Genomic DNA, 23,202 nt, shown 5'->3' with positions numbered 1-23,202 from the left:
CTGCTCTGGCCCACAACAGACCGCCATGCTGGATTGGAGAGCCCTGTGCCCACGTATGTCGCGGCACTGGTCCTGGGCCTGGGTGCCGGTGCGGTCTACGCGGCACTTGGTCTCGGACTGGTGTTGATACACCGCGCTTCAGGTGTGGTCAATGTCGCGCACGCCGCGTTCGCGATGTATGTCACCTATCAGTATGCCGAGCTCAGAGACGTCGGAGACCTCGTCCTCCCCGTCGTGGGCCTCCCTCCCCGCGTTCATCTCACTGATAGCCCCTCTTTCGCGCTGGCATTGACAGTGTCGCTCGCCATGGCTGCCCTGGGCGGACTCGTTGTCTATTTTCTCATATTTCGGCCGCTACGGCACGCGCCGCCCGTGCTGACGCTGGTTGCCTCGGTCGGCCTCATGATCGCCCTGCAGGCGCTGGCGGTACTGCAGTTCGGCTCGGACAACAGGTTCATCGACTCCGTCCTGCCACGGACCTCTTTCTCCTTGTTCGGGGAAAACGTGCCTGTTGACCGCCCGTTGCTTGCCGCGCTGGTGGCCACGGTCGGCATAGTGATGTGGGCGGTATCCCGATGGACGTTGCTGGGGCTCGCCACCCGGGCGGTGGCCGAGTCCGACGAGGCCACGGCTCAGTTCGGCTACCGGCCTGAAGTCGTCGCGGCGACCAGCTGGGTGGCGGCATCCGTCCTCGGCGCGCTCGCGGGAATACTGGTGGCGCCGATCAGTGTCCTGAGCCCGTCCACGTACACATTGTTCATCGTACCCGCGCTGGCCGCCGCATTGCTCGGCGGCTTGTCGTCGTTCGGCGCCACCATCGTCGGCGCGCTGTTGCTCGGGATGGTCCAGTCGGTTCTTCTTCCCCTCCAACATGCCGTTTCGTGGCTTGATCAACCTGGGCTCCGGTCGTTGTTCCCGCTGCTTTTTCTCATCGCCATCGCGCTCACCCGCGGCCAGTTGATACCGGGCCGGGACCAGATCATGGCACCGGCGGCGGCGAGACTGCCCCGGGCCGAGCCGGCGGGACGTCCACTACGTGATCTTTATGTGGTCGTGCCGGCCGGGGTGCTCGCGTTGGTACTGCTCACCGGCTCCTACCGGCTGGGTCTGGAACGCAGTCTCGCGGGCGCGGTCGTGTGCCTGTCCTTCGTGGTGCTGACCGGGTTCGCCGGACAGCTCTCGCTCGCGCAGATGTCGCTGGCAGGTGTGGCCGGTTTCCTGCTGGCGAGGCTGCAGGGCGGCCTCGGCGTGCCGTTTCCGCTCGCCCCGCTGCTTGCCACCGGGGCGGCGACCGTCGCGGGCCTGCTGCTCGGGGTCTTGTCCCGACGGATCCGCGGCGTGGACCTCGCGGTGGTGACACTCACCGCGGGCGTGGCCTTTCAGGAAATGGTCTTCGCCAATCCGTTGATCACGGGTGGTCTTGCCGGATCGGCTGTCCCGGCCCCGAAGGTTTTCGGTATTGATCTCGGTGTTGCCGGGGCCGGATACCCACGGGTGCAGTACGGCCTGCTCACCCTTGCGGTATTCGTGCTATGCGCCTTCGGGGTGGCTCGGCTGCGTGCGTCCACCTCAGGGCTGCGGATGCTCGCCGTCCGCTCAAATGAACGGGCGGCGTCCGCCGTCGGTGTGGACGCCGCCCGGACGAAGCTGCTCGCCTCCGCCATTTCCGCCGGGATCGCCGGCTTCGGTGGTTGCCTGATCGGTTACGGCCAGGGGCGGCTCTCGTTCGACTCGTTCGGGGTGTTCGCCTCGTTGTTCTTTTTGGCGATCGCTTCGGTCGGTGGCGTGATGAGTGTGCGCGGCGCGGTGCTGGGCGGCCTGTTGGCCCCGGGCGGCGTGGTGTTCACTCTTCTTGATCGTCTTATTGACCTCGCGAGGTACCAGTCGCTGCTGTGCGGTGTAGCCCTGATGGTGCTCGTCGTGCTGCGTCCCGAGGGGCTCGCGTACGATCCGCGCCAGCCTGCGGTGCGCCTGCGGATACCCGCCGAGGCACGCGCATGACCGGGGACCCGGTTCGCCTGAGCGTCAGTGGGCTGTGTGTCAGCTACGGCAAGGTCGAAATCGTCCATGATGTGTCGTTCACCCTGTCCGCGGGGAAGGTCACCGGGCTGATCGGGCCGAACGGAGCCGGCAAGACCACGTTGATAGACGCGGTCACCGGATTCACTCCCGCCAGCGCCGGCCAGATCGTGCTGGACGGGACGGTGCTGAACTCGATGCCGCCGCATGAGCGGTTCCGGCGTGGCCTCACGCGTACCTTCCAGTCCCTGGAACTGTTCGAGGACCTGTCCGTTGCCGAGAATCTCGCGGTAGCCGGGCCTGAGCCGGCCGTGGCGCTGGGGCTTGGCATGCTCGCTGACCAGCTCCCCGCGACGCTGTCGCACGACGAGCGTCTCGCTGTCGGGCTCGGCCGCGCGCTGGCAGCGGGCGGTCAGGTGCTGCTCGTGGACGAGCCGGCGGCGGGCCTGGATTCGGCGGCGCGCGCCACGCTCACGACTCGGTTGCGCCGCCTGGCTGAGCGTGGCTACGCGATTCTTCTTGTTGATCATGACATCAAGCTGGTTTTCGAGGCATGTGACGACGTTGTGGTGCTGGGAGCGGGACGGGTCGTGGCGTATGGCCCACCGGCCACGGTCCGGGACCGCCCCGAGGTGCGCGAGGTGTATCTCGGCGGCTCACCGGCAACGGCCGTTCGCGTGCCCACGCAGCCGTCCAAGCACAAGGTGCTTGCCCTTGAAGGGGTTACGAGTGGGTATGACCGCCTGCCCGTGATGCACGAGGTCACACTCGACGTCCACGCCGGTGAGATCGTCGCGTTGCTCGGGCCGAACGGCGCCGGCAAGACAACGCTCATCCGTTCGGTTTCCGGGCAGCTCACGCCGTTTGACGGCCGGGTGAGCGTCCTCGGTCACCCGGCCCGCCGCCCGAACCCGGCCGGGCTTGCCCGCCGTGGACTGGCGGTGGCCCCTCAGGGCGGGACGCCTCTCCGGGGGCTGACGGTCCGCCAGATCCTGCGCCTCGCGGTCGGTCGACGGCCCGGTGACCAGATCGAGCGGACGTTGGCGAGTTTCCCGGCGCTGCGCCCGCTGCTCGACCGGACCGGCGGCGAGCTCTCCGGGGGCGAGCGGCAGCAGGTCGCGCTGGCCAGCGCTGTGGCACGGCAGCCGAAGCTGCTGATCGTCGACGAGTTCTCCTCCGGCCTTGCGCCCGATCTCGCGTCGAGTCTGCTTGCGGTCCTGCGGCGCCTGGCCGACGAACGCGGCACCGGCATTCTGCTGATAGAGCAGCATGTGTCGCTCGCCCTCGCCGCCGCGGACCGGGCCTACATCCTCGACCGGGGCCGAATCGTGTTCACCGGTACCGCCGCCGCCCTTGCGGCGGATCCCGGTCTGATCAATGCCAGCTATTTCGGTATCGGCTCGGCCAGCGACTGACCGCAATGTTCGGTCCGGCGGCCACCTGACAGCTGGTCACCGGACCGGGAGCGCGGCCCGTCGGGCTCCGCTGCTCCGGCGGCGGTGGCATGGGGACCGCCTGCCGCGGAAGCTGCTTAGAGCGACCGGCAATAGGGGACGCGGCGTCGCGGGGCTGGGGCACGCACCTCGCTGCGTTGTCGTCGGTCGCCACCCAGCACCAGGGTGACTCCCTCCGCCGCCTTGCGATGCACGCACCCCAGCCCCACTCCTTGATCCACGCACCTATTGCCGGGCGCTCTTATTGCGGTTGTGTTGCGCCGCGACCATCGGTTGGCGTACAACGATCAGGTCCCGACTATCGGTCGGGTCACGCGGTGCTTGGACGTTTTGATCCAGGACCAAGTGACCTCCGGGGCCTTTGAGTGTGTGCGGAGAACTATGGCCGCCTACTTTTCTGGCCATCGGTTGGAACGGCGTCGACGAGGAGGCCTCAGTGCGGATCGGTATGCCGTTGGACTACAGCGGCGACTTCAGGGAGACAGTTGCCGGCCTGCGTGATTTCGAGGCCGCCGGAGTGGACATCGTCTTTGTGGCGGAGGCGTACTCCTTTGACGCGGTGAGCCAGTTGGGCTTCATCGCGGCGCGCACCGATCGCGTCGAGATCGCGTCAGGTATCCTGCCTGTCTACAGTCGTACTCCCTCGTTGACGGCGATGACGGCAGCCGGCCTTGACTACGTGTCCGACGGTCGTTTCACGCTCGGGATCGGCGCGTCCGGTCCACAGGTCATCGAGGGTTTTCACGGCGTCCGTTACGACGCGCCGCTCGGCCGCACCCGGGAGGTCGTGGAGATCTGCCGACAGGTGTGGCGCCGTGAACGGGTGGTGCATAGCGGCCGCTACTATCAGATTCCGTTGCCCGCCGACCAGGGAACCGGCCTCGGGAAGCCGTTGAAAATAATAAACAAGCCGGTGCGTGACCGGATCCCGATCATTCTCGCGGCGCTTGGGCCGAAGAACGTCGCGTTGGCCGCGGAGATTGCCGAGGGATGGGAGCCGATCTTCTTCCATCCGGAGAAGGCGGCGGATGTCTGGGGGGCCTCCCTGGCGGATGGCCGATCCAGGCGGGACCCCGCTCTTGGCAACCTTGATATTGTGGTCGCCGCGCCGATGGCGATCGGTGATGACGTCGATCATCTTATTGATCTTTATCGTCCGACGCTTGCCCTCTATATCGGGGGCATGGGTGCTCGAGGCAGGAACTTCTACAATGATCTTGCCTGCCGCTATGGTTACGAGCGCGAGGCCGCGCTGATCCAGGATCTCTACCTCGACGGCAGAAAGAAGGAAGCCGCGGCTGTGGTCCCGGCGGAACTTCTGCGGGCCATATCCCTCATCGGTGCTGAGGGGTACCTGCGGGATCGGTTGGATTCGCTGGTCGCGGCCGGGGTGACGTCACTGAATGTGACCCCGTTGGCCGCCACCCATGCGGAGCGGGTCGCTTCCATCGAACTGCTGCGTAAGCTGCTGCCCTAGGTCGATCATGTAGTAAACTAATTGATATATGTTGCCTGTTAGGGTCGTTCCAGGGCGTATGCGTTCGGTGAATCGCCTCGGCGGGCCGAAGAAGGCGTTGGGCTGTTCTGCGTCGAGATCATTGATGTGCGGACTGGGCTGGGGAGGTAGCGCTCGATGGTGAATGTGGACCAGCCGCCGTCGTCACTGTCGGCACGCGTGTATGACAGCGAGCATGCACTCTTCCGCGAGCTGGTGCGGAACTTTGTCGCGCAGTGTGTGCTGCCGAACTATGATGCGTGGGAGCGGGCAGGTATCGTTGATCGTGCGTTGTTCACCGACGCTGGTGCGTGGGGCCTGCTCGGATTCGGTGTCGATGACAAGTACGGCGGGCCCGGCATCGAGGACTTCCGGTTCAACGCGATCGTCGGGGAAGAGTTCGGTCGCGCGCTGGCCACGTCGGCGGGTCTTAGCCTGACGTTGCAGAATGACATTGTCCTGCCCTATCTGCTCGGCCTCGCCACCGATGAGCAGAAGGCGCGTTGGCTTGCCGGTACGGTCTCGGGTGAGACCGTTCTCGCGGTGGCCATGACCGAACCAGGTACAGGCAGTGATCTGGCCGCTATCCGGACCCGCGCGGTCCGTCACGAGGATGTCTACGTCGTCAACGGCGCAAAAACCTTTATCTCCTCCGGGCAGCATGCCGACCTTGTGATCACCGCGGTGCGCACCGCGGACGACCCACACCGCGGGCTGTCCCTGCTCGTTCTCGAGCGTGGGATGCCGGGTTTCGAACGGGGCCGCAATCTGGAGAAGATCGGGCTGCATGCGCAGGACACCAGCGAGCTGTCCTTTACCGACGTCCGGGTGCCGGTTGCCAACCTTCTCGGCGAGGAGAACAGCGGATTTTACGCGTTGGTCCGCAACCTGCCACAGGAGCGGCTGTCCATAGCGATCGCCGGCCTCGGCATGATTGAGGGCCTGCTCACGCAGACTCTGGCGTACGCGAAGGAGCGCACCGCCTTTGGCCAGCCGATCGGATCATTCCAACACAGCAGGTTCGTTCTGGCGGAACTGGCGACCGAGATCGATATCGCCCGTACGTTCATCCTCGATTGTCTGGTTGAGCATCTGCGTGGCGAACTCAGCGCCGTGCGCGCGGCCAAGGCCAAGTACTGGGTCACTGAGCTTCAGTGTCGGGTGTCCGACCGCTGCCTGCAGCTGTACGGAGGGTATGGCTATATGCGTGAATATCCGGTTGGCAGGGCCTTCGTCGATTCTCGTGTCCAGATGATTTACGGTGGGACCAATGAAATCATGAAAGAGATCATTGGCCGGGATCTCGGTCTGTAATCGGTACGGCGGAGTCCGTGACCGGCATGGAGGAAGCTTCCGTGATGTTCGCGGACACCGGTGTCTGTGCCATGCCGGTGTTCACTCTTGCGGATGGTCCCGCGTACCTACGGTTGCTGGCACGCGGGACCATCCCGACCGCGTACGGAGCTGCCCAGCCCAGCGCCGGGTTTCTCCCTGTATACGGCCGTGGTAACCGACATCTCCTTGTAAGCAGGGGAGGTGCGGCCACCCTCGTCGTGGAGCGGATCTCACCCATCGATCACATGGTCAGCGGGGGGCCATTCGGATGGCGCCGTCGAGTCGAATGACCTCACCGTTGAGCATCTGATTGGCGGTGATGTGCTCGACCAGCGCGCCATATTCGTCAGGATCGCCGAGGCGGTTGGGGTGCGGCACCTGGCGGCCGAGCGAAGCCTGTGCCTCCGCCGGAAGGCTGGCGAGCAGCGGGGTCTTGAACAGGCCCGGCGCGATGGTAACCACCCTGATCTGCTTGTCCGCGAGGTCGCGGGCGAGCGGCAGAGTCATGCTGGCGATACCGCCCTTGGACGCGGAGTATGCGACCTGCCCGATCTGGCCTTCGAACGCGGCGACCGACGCGGTGCACACGACCACCCCGCGTTCGCCGGCGGTGGGCTCGTTGTGAACCATGCGTTCGGCGGCAAGCCTGATCACGTTGAAGGTTCCGATCAGGTTGACCGTGACTATCCGGGTGAACGCCTCCAGCGGCATCACGCCGCCTTTACCGAGAATCCGGGCCGGCGGCGCGATCCCGGCGCAGTTGACCACGACACGCAGCTCGCCCAGGCCGGTAGCGATATCGAGCGCGGCGTTGACCTGTTCGGAGTCGGTGACGTCAGCGGGCGCGAAGGTGGCCTTGCCAAGGTCGGCGGCGACCTGCTCGCCGCCTGATGTGGGCAGATCCAGCAGCACGACACTGGCACCGGCGTTTACGAGACGACGGGCTGTCGCGAGCCCGAGGCCGGAGGCTCCTCCTGTGATCAGGGCGACGCCACCTGCGATATTCACCTGTCCGACACCTCTCTTGTTTTGTTGACATTTTTGATCATGCTGTTTCCGGTCATACCGCTGTCACGGCTGGATCGGGGCACAGGCTGCCGGCTTCACGGCGGAGCCGGCAGCCAGACGGCATTGCCCGCCGGCAGGATGGCGCGCCCCTACTGCCGGGCGCTCTAAAGACGTTCGATGATGGTTGCGTTGGCCATGCCGCCGCCTTCGCACATGGTCTGTAGGCCATACCTGCCGCCGTTCGCCTCCAGGTAGTTGACCAGCGTCCCCAGCAGCCGGGTGCCGGAGGCGCCGAGCGCGTGCCCAAGGGCGATCGCTCCGCCGCGGGGGTTGAGTTTTGCCGGGTCGGCGGCAAGTTCGTGTGCCCAGGCCAGTGGCACGGGGGCAAAGGCCTCGTTGACCTCGTAGGCGTCGATATCGCCGATGGTCAGGCCGGCTCGCGCGAGAACCTGCTGAGTTGCTGGGATGGGACCGGTAAGCATGAGCAACGGGTCGTCGCCGACCACCGAGAACGCGTGGAAGCGGGCGCGGGGGCGCAGGTTGAGCTTGCTGGCAGCCTGTTCACTCATGATCAGTGCGGCGGATGCCGCGTCCGTCAGCGGTGAGGAGTTTCCAGGGGTGATCTTCCAGTCGACGTCGGGGAACCGCGCCCGCATTTCCTCGGTGCCGAAGGATGGCTTGAGACCGGCGAGGCCCTCGACTGTTGTGCTTGCCCGCATGGTCTGGTCCACCAGATGTGTACTGGTTGTTCCGTCCGGCGCGGGGGCTGCCACCGCCACGATCTCGTTGTCGAAGGCGCCCGCGGCCGCCGCGGCCGCCGCGCGCTGATGGGAGGCCGCCGCGAAGGCGTCGAGGGTTTCGCGGTCGAACTTCCATTTCTGGGCAATCAGTTCGGCCGAAACGCCCTGGTTGACCAGGCCTTCGGGATAACGGGCGTGGACGCCAGGACCCTGTGGGTCCTGGCCGATGGTCGGCGTGCCCATCGGGATGCGGCTCATCGACTCGACGCCGCACGCGATCACGATGTCGTAGGCGCCGGCCATCACGCCCTGCGCGGCGAAGTGCGCGGCTTGTTGGCTTGATCCGCATTGGCGATCAACGGTCGTGGCTGGCACGCTCTCCGGGAATCCCGCGGACAGCAGGGCATACCGGGTGATGTTCGCGGACTGCTCGCCGACCTGCTGGACGCATCCGCCGATGACATCGTCGACCCGCCCCGGGTCAAGGTCGTTACGTGTGATCAACGATCGGAGCACGGTCGCGAGCAGTTCGACCGGATGCACTCCGGACAGAGCGCCGCCTGGCTTGCCTCGTCCGGATGCGCTCCGAACGACATCGACGATGACCGCGTTGTTCATGAATTTCCCTTCGAGCGGGTACTGGTAAGCCAGCAGCTGCACGATCATGGTTTTGTGCTCGTGGCAGGAAACCATGGACGATCAAAGGAGCCGCCGGGCGAGGCCGCAACGCACCGCTCGTCGACCTCTGTCGTCAGTGGACTGCCATGCCCATCGTCATCCACCAGGCATTACGCGGTCAAAAAAAGCGAATTTCCGGCAGGTTAGAGCGCCCGGCAATAGGAGAGTGGATCAAGAATTGGGCTTGGGGCGCGCGTATCGCAAGGCTGCGGAGGTGGCGTCACCATGGTCCTTGGGGGCCGACTGACCAGCCGGGGTACCCGCGCATCGCGCGGCGATGGATGGGCGGCGATGCGGCGATGCGCGTGCCCCAGCCCCGCGAACGGGAGTGGAGTGGCACGCTCGGAGCGTGCCACAACCCGGAGTTCGCGTCGTCTGTGTCCAACTTGAATGTCCCAGCTCGGAGGGGGCTCACGATCGGTTGCGGCGAGTGCTCGCTCAACTGCGTAGCATCGACGACGCGGACCTGGTTGTGCTGCCCGAGCTGTGGATGACAGGGTATTTCTCGTTCGATCGGTATGCCCAGGACGCCGAACCGCTGGACGGGCCCGTTCTCACCGCGCTCCGGCGGGTGGCCCGGGAACGCCGCTGGCACATGGTCGCCGGCAGCATGGTCGAGCGGAGCCCGAACGGGCGTCTTCACAACACCACTGTGCTCATCGGGCCCGATGGAGATCTTCTCCAGGTCTACCGCAAGGTTCACCTTTTCGGCCATGGCTCGCGGGAGGCGGAACTGCTCACGCCGGGGCGGGATGTGATCACCAGCCGTACGCCTTTCGGTACCGTCGGGCTAGCCACCTGTTACGATCTTCGTTTTCCGGAGCTTTTCCGGTTGCTTGTCGATCAGGGTGCCGAGATCATCGTGGTCGTGTCAGCCTGGCCGCACGAACGACTTGACCACTGGCGGATCCTGACCCGTGCCCGCGCTGTCGAGAACCAGGTTCTTCTCGTCGCCTGCAATGCCGCGGGCTGGCAGGCCGGCCGGCGACTGGCCGGCAACAGCGTGATTGTTGATCCATGGGGCGTGGTACTGGCGGAGGGCGGCGATGCTCCGAGTCTGCCCGCGGCGACCTTTGACACCGCGAGAGTCGCGGATGTTCGAGCCGCGTTTCCAGCCCTTGCGCACCGACGATTTGACATTTTGTTGATCAATCGACTCGGCGAGTCGCCCAGTGGAGACAATCCGTGACCGACTGTGCGGTCGTGGACCGGACCCGTGGCCGCATGGATCCCATGATCCTGCCAGGCGGGTTCGTACGGGGCCGGCTCCGAAGCCTTCAGCGCGGATCTCATGCCATCGGTCGAGACCGGTCTGGCGCGGTGCCGTCGCCCGTCGATCCTGGCGGCGGCTGAATACCCGGTTCGTACCAGATACCCGGACAGCCCCTGCTGGGTGACGCCGCGGGGATTGCCGAGACTGTTCCGGTGGACGTGACCCAGCTATCAGTTTCGCGACAGCATGGTCGGGAAATCAAGTGCGGTGAGAGGTGTGGCGGTGATCAGCGGCGATCGTGATCATATTGGCCGATCATATTGATCGCCGATCGTCCGCTGCCTTCGGCTGGTCGACGATAGGCGGCCATTGGTCGGACGTTCTCGAGGTATTTAACGCTAAGTAATTGACGTTACTTTTGGTAATTATCTGGATGCTTTACGGAGTCAATCTGGAAGATCATATTTTTGCCACCCTCGAGGCCGACGAACGGGATGTTGCGGGTATTTGACTCCAGTCGGACTTGAATAGATGGAGAAATGTGGCGAGGGTCATACTCCCGGCTGGCGTAATCAACGGCCTGATGAATGCATCAAAGCGGACATAAATCACAAAAACACAAGAGGCAGTCGGTGCGGCGATGCCGCCTCGACTGCCTCTTGTGCGGTGTCCCGTGCTGGAGCCGCGGAGCGGGTCCGGCGTTGTGGAGACCGGGTGGAGCGTTGCCGTGCCGTCAGGCCGCGCCGACGGCGGTCAGCGCGACGCGGGCATGATCCGTGAGATCGGCGGCCCCGGGGCACCCGGTACGTTCGATTTCACGGCAGAGTGTCGCGACGTCTCGTCCGGCCATTCCGGAATCGAGAAGAGCCGCCTGTTCAACGGCCTGATGCCCGAGCTGAATGGCGGCATCGGCATCGCCGGCCTGGACGTGCGCCACACCCAACCTGGTCATGGCTTCCACCCGGGCGCGTGGGAAATCACCGGCCAACCCGTCCGTGGCATTGTCCAGATACGGAATGGCCGCGGCTCCGTCACCGCTGGCGAGCAGCGCCTCACCGGCGAAAAGCGAAATGCAGGACGGGACACACCAGTAGATGTGCGGCGGATCTTCCGCTGGTTGTGACTGGCTGATGAGATGAACCGCGTCCTCGGCGGTCCGGGCGGCTGTGGTGCTTTCGCCGGCACGGCCGTACGCGAGAGCCAGCGCGCCGGAGATTGCCGCCTTCTCGGTGGCGGTCATTGCCGCGCGGGCTCCGGCCTGCGCTGAGCGGAGCATGGTGACGGCGTCATTCGGGTCGCCATACCAGGCCGCCTGTTCGGCCATGCAACGCAGGATGTTGGCGCCGAGCGCGGGCTGGCCGGCCTCGCCGGCGGCCCGGAGCGCGACCATCCACAGGCGCTGGGCACCCCCGTGGTAGCCGCTGTCGAAGGCTGCCCAGCCTGCGATGCGGGCCAGCTCAGCCGCGACAGCGTACAGCCGTGCCTCGTGGGCGTGGCCGTACAAGGCGGTCCGCAGGACGCGGACGGCTACCCGTAGCTCCGCCATGGAAAGCTCGTATATGTCATCCCCTCCGAGAACGTCATCCATTTTGCGAAGCGTGTCGACCCGCCGCTCGAAGCCCGCGACGAGCGAGTCGTTCACACGCTTTCCCTCAAGCGCCGCGGCAAGGCCGGCTGAATCGGTCATGAGCCAGTGATGCGCAACCGAGGTCAGCGCCACGCCGGACACGCTGAGAAACTTCCGCCGTTCCATATTGGCGGTCACCTCCTCGAACCCGACGGCCAACCCGTCAGGTCTCCATAGAAGGTCGAGATCGGCGTCTGCCCATCGAGCCTCCCCATCGTCAACTGAATTCGACATGAGTGCCAGGGTCCCGGTCTCGGGTCCGGCATAGTCGCACGCCCAGCCCAGCGCGACGACATTGGTGCAGTAATAGCGGGATAGTAGATCACAGTGTTCCCAGCTCGGGCGTTTGCCACCCTCGTACTCCGAGAGGCGCTGTGCGGTCAACGCATCCCATGGTCTACCGATGTCCTCGGCGAGACTCCGGATCTCTTCCGCTGCCCGCGCCAGAGACAGGCCGCGGATCTGGCGTGCATGCTGCAACGGACCGATGGTAACCCTTCGAGGAGGCATCTGACCTTCTCCCATTTGGCCGTCATGTCAAGGCATGTAGTCGGAACGTAGCCAACCCCCCCTCCGGAGTCTAAGGACCCGAGGTCACCTGTGGTGAGTCGTTGTTCCTGGTCGGTCCACGGCGAGGCGTCTTGATTCTCGCCGGATTACGCCCCGGCCGGTATTCGTCGGCACCGTATGTGACCCTGGCCGGGCCCCGGGCGCTCGCGACTCAGGCACACGCGGAGTATCCGGACGGTGATCGTGTGGATCTGTGAACTGCCGCCCGGATGTCGCTGAAAAGCATGATTCCCGGCGCCTTGGACGAATGTCGGTGGCAGGACGTTGTACCTCAGCCTTTATTCATGAGTCCTTGGCCCCGTCCTGGGGCATATTCCCTGTTCCCTGGTTCTGAAACATTGCGAGTAGACACTCCCTGGGGCCGGTCGTACGCTTCTGCTCGATTTAGTCTTCATGTCGACGCGACCACGGGACGGTGTCGGATGAGCAGAAGAGTTCTTGTATTGGACGCGGCTGGCGAGTTGCGCGGCCAGTTTGAGGACATGAACACCGCATACATGTGGCGTCATGTCCGGCCGCAGGAGCCGCAGACCGCGGAGGATTTGGAAGTCTGGCGTCAGCGCAGCGCCTGCCGGGATGAGGACCCGGAGCTGTTCTTCCCGGTCGGTACGACCGGGCCAGCACAGCGGCAGCTGGAGGAGGCCAAGGCCGTCTGCCGCCGCTGTCTGGTGATCCGTGAGTGTCTGAACTGGGCGCTCGACACAGGTCAGGACGCCGGTGTCTGGGGTGGTCTGGACGAGGATGAGCGACGGGCACTGCGTCGTCAGCTGGTCAGTGCCCCCGCTCCCCGGGTAGCACAGTGATCACACAGACGTTGCCGCGGACCGCCTCGCCCGCGTTGATGGCCTGCGCCATGGCGGACTGGCAGCATGCCGCGGCTCGGTTGTGGATCGCCGCACGCGAATACGCCGAGGCTGTGACCTCGGAAAGCGATGTGATGACTGCCCTCGCACGGCTGATCGCGGATGGCGCGCCGGAAGGAGAGATTCACGAAGCTCGAGCACTGCTGGCCCATCTGATGGTCATTCGCACCGAGGCCGGGCACAGGCTCGGGCTGAGCGGGCTACCGGACGAACTCGCCCGAGCGGGCCGGAGCCTGCTGTCGGCCGCTCCGCTTGAGCGGGAACATACGATCCCCCGCCCGCGCGAGGGCGCCGTCTGATGATCGGACTCCGTGGGACGCCGACAACGCCTGTCGGCCGTCCGCGAGGGCAGGGGAGGGCACCTCGAGGAATGTTCCGCCGAGGCCTCACCGCACTGACGCGATGGTGCCGTCAGATGTTCGATCGATATGCCCGACGTGGGACAACTGTTTCCGCAACGAACTGGTCGAGTCTCGGTTGGTGCCACCTTGGCCGCATCCCCGGGGTCACTGAAAAACCGGCCGAAAATCGCCGGGGCATAACACCGCGTGGGTCTCCACCCGATGCGGGGGGCCGGCCAGGGCAGCCGCGGTACGGAGCCCAGGACGTTACCCGCGGCGTCCGCCGCCGTGGTCTGAGCGGGCCCGGCCCCCCGACGGTGTGAAAAGAGTAACGGGCCCGACTTCTTTGGCCGGTGGCTGAGGCCAGCGTGGCCGAAAAAAGCTCCCCGGAGTGGTCGCTGACAACGGTCGCGAACCCCGGGTGAGACCCCGGCGCGGGCAATCTACCGCTCCCCTCCGCGGATGGATAGCCCGCGCCGGCTGGTTAATTCTGCTCCTTTCGAGCCTGCGCCGCGGGCTCCTTGCCGCTGCCCGAGTGGTAACACGAGTGGAAACGACGCGACAGGTAACTGACCCGTACTTGCGCACGAGTGACACGAGTGAAAGGAGTCGGTCATGACCAATTGGCATGTGCGATCCTACGACACCACCGATCACACCGCTACGGTTCGTCTGCTTGAGGAGGTCAGATCTGACGAAGAAGGGCCGTCTTTTGACCTGACCGACACAGTTCTCGCGCTGCGCGAGGACACTCCCGCTGTCGTCGCCGTCACACCCGATCAGTTCGTCGGCGTCGCGGTCGGAAAATACGAACAAGGCTATGCCCGGGTACTTGCGCTGGCAATCTCGCCTGCGTGGCGATACCGAGGTATCGGGTCCGCGCTTCTGCAGGCGTTGGAGAACCAGCTGATTCACGCTGGTCATCGCCGTATAACCACCTTGCTCGCGTCGGGGCAGTTCGGGGAACTCGCCTTCCGGAACCGGGGCTTCGTCAAGACCGGGCTCACACTCTATGAGAAGTACGAGCCACTGCGGCCGGTCGACGTCACGACCGTGGAGCGCTGGGGCGGCACCCTGCTCACAGCGGCGGAATGGCACAGTCTGGCCGGCATGGCCGAAGGCAAGCAACTGGTGGAACAGCGCCTGCTGCTGCCTATCAAGGAGAACGAGCTGGCGGAGACGTATGGGGTGGTCACACCGACGACCATGCTTCTGTTCGGACCACCGGGTACCGGGAAGACGTCATTCGCGCGGGCGGTAGCGGCACGTCTGGAGTGGCCGTTCGTGGAACTTCTGCCATCCCGGCTGGTCGCGGCCGGCAGCGGCGGCAACCTCGCCGCCGAGCTGCGTACGGCCATCACCGAACTCATGCAGGTCGAACGAGTCGTGGTGTTCATCGATGAGGTGGACGAGATCGCGCAGTCCCGGGAAGCCGTTGGGCCGGAGAGCCAGTCGGTGGTGAATGAGCTGCTGAAGGCCATCCCACAGTTCCGTAGTTCCCCAGGGCGTCTGTTGATCTGTGCGACGAACTCGATCGCGGCGCTGGACCCGGCGTTCATCCGCCCCGGACGCTTCGATCTTGTCCTTCCGGTGGGACCACCGGACGCCCCCGGCCGTCGTCTTCTACTCGATCGTTTCCTCGAGCGGATCGACAACAAGCAGGTGGACGTCGAACCGGTTGTCGCGGCCACTGAGCTGTTCACACCCGCTGATCTTGCATCCACCGTGCAGCGAGCCGTGGCGGCCGCGTTCCACCGCGCGGTCGACAAGGGTGAGCGCCTGCCGGTGACCACCGAAGATCTTCTGGCGGCGGCGCGCTCATCGCGACCGACCATCAGCGCGGATGAACTCGATCGCTTCCGTTCGGACGCCAGGGCCTTCACCCGCAGCTGAAACTTCCGCCATCGTTGACCTACCGCCAGCCGGATGCCGGCGGCTGGCCCGGCGGGGCGGTTTCCCGGTGTGGGCGCGCCGCAGGCCGTGGTGACCGCCCTCGGCCTGGCTCCAGCGGTGCGACCGCGATGGGCCGGGTGGCGCGACCTGCCGCGGATGCCTGTCAGCGGGCGTCTAGCGGTCGGGGCCAGCTTCTTCGTCCCCGCCTGAGATCGGCCCCGAATGGGGTGTCCGTTGTCCATATTGCCCCTGATGGTGCATAGTTGATGTGCTCATGTCTACTACTGTTAGTTAATGTTGTGCCTTATATGTCTTGTAGTTGATTTTTGACCGTTCTGCTGTCACTTCGCGCACAAGCCTCCGGCAGCGCGCTGCGGTATGGCCGCGCCGCCGGAGGCTCTCCGGGGCGTGTTTCCGAAGCCGTCTGTCCGGCTCGCCACGCCCAGGCAGCCCCTGGCCGCCTTCTTGGCCGTACCGGTACAACTCATCCGGTACCGGCGTGGCGTTCGGCCTCGCCCGCCGGTGGATGATGGCCGGCAGCCGCTTCCGGTTCCGGTTGCGGCCGCGGCACACGTAGCGTTCCAATGGTGGTCGCATCGTGGTCAACAGCGTTTCCTCGTTCGTTGGTTGTGTACATGATGAGGACAATGCGGACATGTGGAAGTGCGGTCGTGGCGGCCGATGGAGGCCTGCTGGGTCTGCTGGGGCTTCTCGTGGCCGCCGATGTCGTCATCCCCGGGATCGACCTGACCGGCTTCTACGGCCTGGTGCCGCTGCTCGCCTCGGCTACCAGTTCGACGCTGGTCACCGTTGTCGCTGGGTTCGCCGCGGTGACCGCGGCCGTGGCGTCGGGCGCATGGGATCGGTGGTTCGATACCGGGCAGCATGTCGCCGCAGGTGTACTCGTCGCGGTCCAGGGCGCTGTAGCGATCTACGTCGCGGTCACCCGGCGGCGTAGAGAACGGGAGCTCGGGCGGGCACGTGCCGTTGCCGAGGTTGCCCAGCGTGCGCTCCTGCCAGTGGTACCCGCGGCTGTGGACGGGATCGCGTTCGCCGCTCGATATTTGTCCGCCACGGCCGAGACCCTGGTTGGTGGGGATCTCTACGAGGTTGTGACGGTATCCGGTGGCACACGAATGATCATTGGGGACGTGAAGGGGAAAGGTCTGCCCGCGGTCCGGTTGACCACGGTTGTGCTGGGTGCCTTCCGTGAGGGCGCCGTCCACTACCCGGAGATCGAGCGGGTTGCCGCTGCCTGCGCCCGAGCGGTTTCCCGGGAAGCGGGCGCCGAGGATTTCGTCACAGCTCTGCTTGTCGACATCGAACCAGACGGTACGCTGCGAATGATCTCTGCTGGACATCCGCCGCCGATTCTGCTGTCCGGGGACTCAGCCCGCCCGCTGGCAATCATCGAGCCCAGTCCTCCGCTGGGCATCGCGGAGGACTTCACGGCAACCATCAGCAGTTGGGGCCTGGGCGACCGGTTGCTGTTGTTCACTGACGGCCTGATCGAGGCTCGTGACAGCAACCGGACGTTTTTTAGCCTTGAAGATCATTTTTCCGAGCTGGCAGCGGCCACTCTGGACACCGTGCTGGACGCTTTGGTGGCTCATCTGCACGGCCATGTCGGGGGGAACCTGCACGACGACCTCGCGTTGCTCATCGCCGAGCGGCTGCCCGCGCCGGGCCGCATGATCGCGGTTTCCGGCGGGCTGCCAGTGTCCGCGCCCGAATCAGCCATCTCGGTCGGCCAGGGCGAGTGAGCATCGGTGGATCTGTGCCTACTGGCGGGTCGGCCGCTGGTGGGCGTTTTGTAATGGATCTCACTTTTTTCGGGTAGGGGCCGCGTTGCCACGGCGATCCGGCTGGCGTGCACGCCAGCCGGCGGTGGGATGAACATCGATGGCGACCTGCGGCTGGTCGGCCAGCCGATGCCCGCCGACGGTGACAGGTGAGCCCGACCCGGGGGGCACGATGTGTCCGACCAGTAAAGCATGGGTTTCGTCTGGCGCACGGCGAAAACATGTTCACGAGCCTCCTCCTCGGTGCTGGTGGCTGGACCGGTACTCTTTGACACGAGTGGGCGAGAAAGGAGATTTGACAATCGTGGTGTCACCCACCCGGAAATCTCTGTTTCGCGTCGGTAACAAAGCCGGTCCGCCAGTCGGGCAGGGATGGCGCGATCACCGAGAGGCTCCGAGGTCATCCGGGGCCATTCTCTTCGCGCTGCCGATGGTCACAAGGGTGCGTTACTGATGGCTGACGGCCAAGAACTTTCGGTAAGGGCGCTGGGATCCTGCCGGATCACTTCGCCGCTTGCGCCGCTGATCGGTGACAAGCGAACGACCCAGCATTATGTGGATGAAGACGACCGGGTACTCCTTGACGATACGTTGTCTCTGGTTACGCAACGTGATATGCCGATCGACGCTCTCCCGGGATTTGAGCCGGCCGGGCCCCGGCGAAAGATTTTTTTCGACCCATCCAAGACGCGGGTCGGAATTGTCACCTGCGGGGGGCTGTGCCCAGGTTTGAACGATGTTATCCGCGGCCTGGTGTTCGAATTGACCTCACACTACGGCGTGACTCGGATCTTCGGTTTCCGCAACGGGTATCAGGGGTTCATCGCCCGCTACGGCCACAGCGTCCTGGACCTGACCCCCGAGCTCGTCGGCACTATCAACGAGAACGGCGGAACAATTCTTGGAACCTCGCGCGGGCAACAGGACCCGGAGGAGATCGTTGACTGTCTGGAACGGATGAGTATTACCATCCTGTTTGTCATCGGCGGTGACGGTTCACTGCGCGGCGCGCTCGAGATCGCCCGTATCGCGGGCGAGCGAGGCGATAAGATCGCCGTTGTCGGTGTGCCGAAGACCATCGACAATGATGTTCCGTACATCGACCAGAGCTTCGGTTTTCAGACCGCCTTCGGGAAGGCTGCCGAGTCGATACGGGCGGCGCATGTCGAGGCGACATCCTCACCCAACGGCGTCGGCGTGGTGAAGCTGATGGGCCGCCATTCGGGCTTTCTCGCCTGTTACGCGTCGCTGGCGAACAGCGATGCGGACGTGGTGCTCATCCCCGAGGTGCCCTTCGCCTTCGAAGGCGAAGGCGGGCTGCTGAACTTCCTGCACAGACGGGTCGAGGACCGGGGCCACGCCGTCGTGGTCGTCGCGGAGGGCGCCGGGCAGGAGCTTTTCGCCCAAGAGGAGCAGGGACAGCAATCACAGGGCAGCGATGCCTCCGGTAATATCAAGCTACGGGACGTCGGCCCGCTCCTCAACAGGCGGGTGACGGAATATTTCGGCGCGGTGGACATGGAGCTGAATCTGAAATACATTGATCCGAGTTATATGATCCGCAGCGTACCGGCGAATCCGTATGACAGTGTGTACTGCATCCGGCTGGCGCACGCCGCGGTGCATGCGGCGATGTCAGGCCGTACCGAGATGGTGGTCGGCCGGTGGCGACGCAGGTTCGTGCACGTCCCGATCCCGTTGGCTATCAGCCATCGCAGCCAGGTTGACCCCGCCGGCGATCTCTGGCTGTCGGTCCTGGAGGCGACCGGTCAGCCAGTTCAGTTCGGCTGACCGCCGACGCCGCGTCGTTGGCGTAAAGTAGGAGTGTGCCTGCATACGAATACCGTTGCCGCACGTGCGACACCAGCTTTGAGGTGCGGCGCGGGATCACTGAGACAGCCGCCGCCAGCACGCCGTGCCCGGGTGGTCACACCGACACCGGCAGGGTGTTCACCGCGGTCGCGGTGACCCGGGCGGGGTCAGCGGCGCCCTCTTCCAGACCGGCTTCGCCGCAGCCTGCCGCGTCGGGGGGCGCCTGCTGCGGCGGTGGCTGCTGTACCTGATTCCACCCTGTGCGTCCAGATGGGCTCCCTCGAAGTGTCTTGAGGGAGCCCATCGCCGTTTTCGTGCTTCTGGGACATCCGATAGTTTTGCCCAGTTAGTCCCCATTATTCCTGATTTTTTTGCCGAACTGCTGGCCAGGGTCACTTCCGGGGAACTCCGGGCCAATCTCACACTTCTCGCCTCGCCAACTTTGGTGTTACTTGTTTAGTCTTACTAAGCAAGTTTTCGAGTGAGGCGAGTGGCGTGCGTGGAGGGCGGCGAAGTGCGGGACTCGGGCTGCATGGACCAGCAAATTTCGGACAATATGCGGACTATTCGACCATCGGCAATGGATAATCGCCCGATTACGTTGGGTCCGCATTACAAATGGATCGCCCTGTCCAACACCACGCTCGGCATGCTGATGGCAACGATCAATGCGTCGATCGTTCTGATCGCGCTGCCGGACATCTTCCACGGGATCGACATCAACCCGTTGAGCCCTGGCAACATCAGCTATCTGTTGTGGATGATGATGGGCTTCCTCGTCGTCACGGCCGTGCTGGTGGTGACATTTGGCCGGCTTGGGGACATGTACGGTCGCGTCCGTATGTACAATCTCGGATTTGCGATCTTCGCCGCTTCTTCGATTCTGCTGGCCGCTACCTGGATGCACGGCACCACGGCCGCTCTCTGGCTGATCGGCTGGCGGATCATACAGGGCGTGGGCGGGGCGTTTCTCGTCGCAAATTCCACGGCTATTCTCACTGATGCCTTTCCCACCCGTCAGCGCGGGTTAGCATTGGGTATCAATGTGGTCGCCGGCATCGCCGGCACCTTTCTCGGTCTACTGCTGGGCGGGCTACTCGCCCCGATCAACTGGCACTATGTCTTCCTGGTGTCGGTACCGTTTGGAGTATTCGGTACCTTCTGGGCCTATGCGAAACTCCGGGACAACGGTGTGCGGCGTCGTACAGCGATGGACTGGTGGGGAAACATGACGTTCGCTGGCGGGTTGATCGCGCTGCTCGTCGGCATCACTTATGGCATACAGCCCTATGGTGGGCGCACTATGGGCTGGACCAACCCGTGGGTGCTGGCTGCGGTGATCGGCGGCGTACTCCTGCTGGCCGCCTTCGCGGTCATCGAGTCTAAGGTGGCCGAACCGCTGTTCAATCTGGAACTGTTCCGGATCCGGTCGTTCTCCGCTGGCAATGTCGCGAACCTGCTGGCGTCACTCGGCCGCGGCGGTCTCCAGTTCGTCCTTCTCATCTGGCTACAGGGAATCTGGCTGCCGCAGCATGGCTACGGTTTCGCGGAGACTCCGCTATGGGCAGGAATTTACCTGATTCCGTTGACGGTCGGGTTTCTGGTGGCCGCACCGCTTGCCGGCGTGCTGTCCGACCGCTTCGGTGCCCGGATGTTCACGATGGCAGGCCTAGCCATCGTCATCGTGAGCTTTGTGTTGTTCATGGTAATCCCGGTGAACTTCCCCTATCCGATATTCGCGCTGATTCTGCTCATCAATGGCCTGGGCACCGGTCTGTTCTCTTCACCGAACCGGGCTGACGTGATGAACGGATTGCCGGCGAACACCCGAGGCGTTGGCGCGGGCATGGCTGCCACCTTCCAGAACGCCGCTTTCGTGCTTTCGATCGGGTTTTCCTTCACACTGATAGTCATCGGGCTTTCGCGTAGCCTGCCGTCAACCATGTTCAACGGGCTTGTGGACCAAGGTGTGCCAGTGCCGGTTGCGCGGACTGTTTCCACGCTCCCGCCGATCGGCGTTCTATTCTCAGCCTTTCTCGGATACAATCCGATGGAGCAGCTTCTCGGGCCGCAGACGCTGTCGGCTCTACCTGACTCGGGCGCTTACGTAACCGGCCGCGCCTTTTTTCCGAATCTGATCTCCGGGCCGTTCTCCGATGGTCTTGCCGCTACCTTTGCGTTCTCCATCGTAATGCTGTTGATCGCCCTGCTCGCATCCTTCATCGCCGGGTCTGCCGGCGGGACGAAATCCAGGCTCGGCGCGGCGGAGGAGGTAGGCGGGCGCTTGGCGGACACCGGAGCCGGGCTGATCCCCGCGCACCGCGCCGAGGGCTCAAGAACATCCGGGCAAGCCCGATGACGAATGCCACGTTCACCGGGCCATCGGTTATGGTGACCACCGGTTGCCCGGCCAGGGCCCTGGGGCCTCCGATTGCCGGCGAAGAGGCATGATCATATGCTCGCTGGCCTGTTACGCGGTGGTTGCCTGCGCCTTCGGCCGGCTCTGGGGCACCGAGTGTTGCCAGTCGGCAAGCAGCGTCCGAATGCCGGTGACCAGCAGCAACGGCTGGTCCAGCATGACATGGTGCCCCGCGAGCGGGATTTCGATGACTGGCGCGACCCGCCCGAGCAGCTCGTACATCTCGGTGCCGATGTCCGGCGTTATCAGGCCGTACTCGGCTCGAAACAAGGCGACCCGGCAGCGTACCTCTTTGAGGATCTGCGAAGACGGCCGGCGTCCTCGGAAAATGCCCGGATCAAATTTCCAGGTCCAGCCGCCTTCGACCGCGCCCATGGAGGTCCGTGCCACGTGGTTCACAACGTAGGGCAGCATGTTCGGCTGGTCTGGTACGGTCCTGAACCTGGCCAGGGCATCGGTTACGGTCGGATATACGCGTAGTGGCCCGAATGCGGTCCGTTCGCGGGCGGCCCGTTCCTCCGGGGTGACGTCCGCGACCGGAGCATCGATGATCATGATGCCGCCGACGCTTTCCGGGAACTTCGCCGCAGCCATGATCGATGCCCAGCCGCCCATGCTGTGCCCGATGATGATCGGTGTGCCGGTGAGGCCGGCGTCCCGTGCCACGCTGACGATCTCAGTGGCCCAGCTGATGAGGTTGTACTCATCGCGGCGTCCGCTGTCACCATGGCCTGACATATCGATCGCGATAACTCGGTACTCGTTGTCAATCAGTGGCGCGATGTGGTCCCACCAGCCCGCATGCCCGCCCCCTCCGTGCACGAGAACGATTCCCGGGCGCTCTCGCTCCCCCCAGCACCGGTAGCTGATCCGGCATCCGTCGACCTGGGTCGTGCGCCGCTCGGGCCGTTGCTCGAGTGCGCTGCGGAACCATCCGGGAGTCTCAAGGTTCATGATCTATCTGCCATGTAGGTTCTGCCATTCCGGATATGCGGTGCTGGACGGTGTCGTAATCCAGTTTGACCGGAGTCGGCTTGACTAGCCGGCCGGGACGGTCCCGATGGCTGCGATCGTTTGATCCGCTCACCCGAGGTAACCAATACCAAGAAAGCAGGTGTACCGAATCCACGGCAATGAGCCGAGTTCTCCTTTTTGTGCTCACCCGTCGGGCTGGGTACATATCTGGCGGGGTGGCGATGAGCGGTGGATGGTGGTTCTATGCGATACGCGGTCGTGGCGGACCTGCACGGCAGGCGCAAAGCATGGCGGCGCGTGCTTGGCGATGTGCAGCAGCGCGGGGCCGACCAGGTGGTGTGCCTCGGCGACTACCTCGAGGCGAAGGTGCCGTGGCGTCGCCATACTGCCGCCACCCACTGGGAGCTCACTGACGTGGTGGAACCGGATCCGGCACTGTGGCGTGAGCTGGCCGGGGTCGATCTGGTCCTGGGCAACCAGGAGTGGCGGATCCGCGATCTGCTGCGGTCCGAACAGATTTTTGGTGATCTTGATGTCCTGCTTGCCGCGCCCGAAACTCGGATGCTCGGGGCTGCCATGACAATGCACGGCCACCAGTTTTCCTGGGAGGACGGGCCGGCTCGTCCCGGGTGGCCCGCGGTCTTCTACCCGCGGCTGGTCGAGCTGCCCGACGTCCCGATCCTGATGGTCGGCCATTCACACCAGACGCTGCTGCTGGATCTGCCCTCGCTCGGGGAGATGAACGGCCCGGCCGGCGTCGTGGTGGCACATCGTCGGCCGGTCATGCCAGGGGTACCAACCCCGGTCGACCCGAGTGGCGCGCGGCGCCTGCTGGTCAACGTAGGCCCGGCGCGGGGCAAGCCGTCCCACTGGTTGCTTTATGACGATACGGCATCCGAAGTGACCTTCTACGAAGTCATGCCTGGGCGCTCTAGCTGTTAACAGTAGTAACTGTTAG

At 64.6% G+C, this 23,202-nt stretch carries 17 protein-coding genes; 13 read left to right on the top strand and 4 right to left on the bottom strand.

The genetic code is table 11. The features are described from left to right. Nucleotides 1-45 precede the first annotated feature (45 nt). The 4 genes from MJ777_RS02395 (at nucleotide 46) to MJ777_RS02380 (ending at nucleotide 6,282) form a co-directional block, all read left to right on the top strand. Nucleotides 46-2,001 (top strand): ABC transporter permease, encoded by a 1,956-nt coding sequence (locus tag MJ777_RS02395; RefSeq protein ID WP_239307854.1) that lies wholly within the window; start codon nucleotides 46-48, stop codon nucleotides 1,999-2,001. Further along, entirely contained in the window at nucleotides 1,998-3,434 is a 1,437-nt protein-coding gene (locus tag MJ777_RS02390) for an ABC transporter ATP-binding protein (protein WP_239348117.1), read from the top strand. The genes MJ777_RS02395 and MJ777_RS02390 overlap by 4 nt, the downstream gene beginning before the upstream one ends. A 475-nt stretch (nucleotides 3,435-3,909) precedes the next feature. Continuing rightward, nucleotides 3,910-4,950 (top strand): LLM class F420-dependent oxidoreductase, encoded by a 1,041-nt coding sequence (locus MJ777_RS02385; protein WP_239307852.1) that lies wholly within the window; start codon nucleotides 3,910-3,912, stop codon nucleotides 4,948-4,950. A gap of 156 nt (nucleotides 4,951-5,106) precedes the next feature. Further along, the gene (locus tag MJ777_RS02380; RefSeq protein WP_239372824.1) at nucleotides 5,107-6,282 is read left to right on the top strand and encodes an acyl-CoA dehydrogenase family protein; all 1,176 of its coding nucleotides are present in this window, start codon (nucleotides 5,107-5,109) and stop codon (nucleotides 6,280-6,282) included. Nucleotides 6,283-6,552: 270 nt separating this feature from the next. On the opposite strand, the gene MJ777_RS02375 is transcribed toward MJ777_RS02380, so the two are convergent. Both MJ777_RS02375 and MJ777_RS02370 read right to left on the bottom strand, forming a co-directional pair. Then, a complete protein-coding gene (locus tag MJ777_RS02375) occupies nucleotides 6,553-7,311 on the bottom strand; it encodes a 3-hydroxyacyl-CoA dehydrogenase (protein ID WP_239307850.1) in 759 nt (252 codons plus the stop codon). A 164-nt stretch (nucleotides 7,312-7,475) separates the two neighbouring features. Next, nucleotides 7,476-8,669, bottom strand: a complete 1,194-nt coding sequence (locus MJ777_RS02370; RefSeq protein WP_239307879.1) for an acetyl-CoA C-acyltransferase — start codon at nucleotides 8,667-8,669, stop codon at nucleotides 7,476-7,478. A gap of 409 nt (nucleotides 8,670-9,078) precedes the next feature. Between MJ777_RS02370 and MJ777_RS02365 the strand changes: the two genes are divergently transcribed. Continuing rightward, entirely contained in the window at nucleotides 9,079-9,918 is an 840-nt protein-coding gene (locus MJ777_RS02365; RefSeq protein WP_255723980.1) for a carbon-nitrogen family hydrolase, read from the top strand. A 757-nt stretch (nucleotides 9,919-10,675) separates the two neighbouring features. On the opposite strand, the gene MJ777_RS02360 is transcribed toward MJ777_RS02365, so the two are convergent. Further along, nucleotides 10,676-12,079 carry an XRE family transcriptional regulator gene (locus MJ777_RS02360; RefSeq protein ID WP_239307848.1) on the bottom strand — a complete coding sequence of 468 codons (1,404 nt, stop codon included), beginning with the start codon at nucleotides 12,077-12,079 and terminating at the stop codon, nucleotides 10,676-10,678. Nucleotides 12,080-12,636: 557 nt separating this feature from the next. Here MJ777_RS02360 and MJ777_RS02355 point away from each other — a divergent pair. The 7 genes from MJ777_RS02355 to MJ777_RS02325 all read left to right on the top strand — a co-directional run bounded on the left by MJ777_RS02355 (nucleotide 12,637) and on the right by MJ777_RS02325 (nucleotide 21,209). Beyond that, a complete protein-coding gene (locus MJ777_RS02355) occupies nucleotides 12,637-12,942 on the top strand; it encodes a WhiB family transcriptional regulator (protein WP_239307878.1) in 306 nt (101 codons plus the stop codon). Continuing rightward, the gene (locus MJ777_RS02350) at nucleotides 12,939-13,301 is read left to right on the top strand and encodes a hypothetical protein (protein WP_239307847.1); all 363 of its coding nucleotides are present in this window, start codon (nucleotides 12,939-12,941) and stop codon (nucleotides 13,299-13,301) included. The genes MJ777_RS02355 and MJ777_RS02350 overlap by 4 nt, the downstream gene beginning before the upstream one ends. A 657-nt stretch (nucleotides 13,302-13,958) precedes the next feature. Then, nucleotides 13,959-15,236 carry a GNAT family N-acetyltransferase gene (locus MJ777_RS02345; RefSeq protein ID WP_239307846.1) on the top strand — a complete coding sequence of 426 codons (1,278 nt, stop codon included), beginning with the start codon at nucleotides 13,959-13,961 and terminating at the stop codon, nucleotides 15,234-15,236. 671 nt (nucleotides 15,237-15,907) lie between these two features. Beyond that, nucleotides 15,908-16,999: a PP2C family protein-serine/threonine phosphatase gene (locus MJ777_RS02340; protein ID WP_239372822.1), complete on the top strand. Its 1,092-nt coding sequence runs from the start codon at nucleotides 15,908-15,910 to the stop codon at nucleotides 16,997-16,999. Nucleotides 17,000-17,491: 492 nt separating this feature from the next. Further along, the gene (locus MJ777_RS02335; protein WP_239348111.1) at nucleotides 17,492-18,829 is read left to right on the top strand and encodes an ATP-dependent 6-phosphofructokinase; all 1,338 of its coding nucleotides are present in this window, start codon (nucleotides 17,492-17,494) and stop codon (nucleotides 18,827-18,829) included. Between the two features lie 35 nt (nucleotides 18,830-18,864). Beyond that, nucleotides 18,865-19,101, top strand: coding sequence for a zinc ribbon domain-containing protein (locus MJ777_RS02330; RefSeq protein ID WP_239307843.1), 237 nt, complete (start codon nucleotides 18,865-18,867; stop codon nucleotides 19,099-19,101). A 329-nt stretch (nucleotides 19,102-19,430) separates the two neighbouring features. Then, entirely contained in the window at nucleotides 19,431-21,209 is a 1,779-nt protein-coding gene (locus MJ777_RS02325) for an MFS transporter (RefSeq protein ID WP_370652625.1), read from the top strand. Between the two features lie 111 nt (nucleotides 21,210-21,320). Here MJ777_RS02325 and MJ777_RS02320 read toward each other — a convergent pair whose 3' ends face one another. Then, on the bottom strand, nucleotides 21,321-22,223 hold the full coding sequence (locus MJ777_RS02320) for an alpha/beta fold hydrolase (protein WP_239307842.1): 903 nt from the start codon (nucleotides 22,221-22,223) through the stop codon (nucleotides 21,321-21,323). Nucleotides 22,224-22,487: 264 nt separating this feature from the next. Here MJ777_RS02320 and MJ777_RS02315 point away from each other — a divergent pair, with 264 nt between their 5' ends. Continuing rightward, nucleotides 22,488-23,186 (top strand): metallophosphoesterase, encoded by a 699-nt coding sequence (locus MJ777_RS02315; protein ID WP_239307841.1) that lies wholly within the window; start codon nucleotides 22,488-22,490, stop codon nucleotides 23,184-23,186. Nucleotides 23,187-23,202: the final 16 nt, after the last annotated feature.

Source organism: Protofrankia sp. Cj5 (assembly GCF_917627405.1).
GTDB lineage: Bacteria > Actinomycetota > Actinomycetes > Frankiales > Frankiaceae > Protofrankia.
The sequence above is the reverse complement of the archived record's forward strand: the minus strand, read 5'-3'. Positions and strand labels throughout refer to the sequence as shown.

Bases quoted from the DNA above. Each gene is read 5' to 3' on its own strand.
- MJ777_RS02390 (WP_239348117.1), top strand. From the start codon at position 1,998: ATGACCGGGGACCCGGTTCGCCTGAGCGTCAGTGGGCTGTGTGTCAGC.
- MJ777_RS02380 (WP_239372824.1), top strand. From the start codon at position 5,107: ATGGTGAATGTGGACCAGCCGCCGTCGTCACTGTCGGCACGCGTGTAT.
- MJ777_RS02370 (WP_239307879.1), bottom strand. From the start codon at position 8,669: ATGAACAACGCGGTCATCGTCGATGTCGTTCGGAGCGCATCCGGACGA.
- MJ777_RS02360 (WP_239307848.1), bottom strand. From the start codon at position 12,079: ATGCCTCCTCGAAGGGTTACCATCGGTCCGTTGCAGCATGCACGCCAG.
- MJ777_RS02355 (WP_239307878.1), top strand. From the start codon at position 12,637: ATGTGGCGTCATGTCCGGCCGCAGGAGCCGCAGACCGCGGAGGATTTG.
- MJ777_RS02345 (WP_239307846.1), top strand. From the start codon at position 13,959: ATGACCAATTGGCATGTGCGATCCTACGACACCACCGATCACACCGCT.
- MJ777_RS02335 (WP_239348111.1), top strand. From the start codon at position 17,492: ATGGCTGACGGCCAAGAACTTTCGGTAAGGGCGCTGGGATCCTGCCGG.
- MJ777_RS02325 (WP_370652625.1), top strand. From the start codon at position 19,431: ATGGATAATCGCCCGATTACGTTGGGTCCGCATTACAAATGGATCGCC.
- MJ777_RS02320 (WP_239307842.1), bottom strand. From the start codon at position 22,223: ATGAACCTTGAGACTCCCGGATGGTTCCGCAGCGCACTCGAGCAACGG.
- MJ777_RS02315 (WP_239307841.1), top strand. From the start codon at position 22,488: ATGCGATACGCGGTCGTGGCGGACCTGCACGGCAGGCGCAAAGCATGG.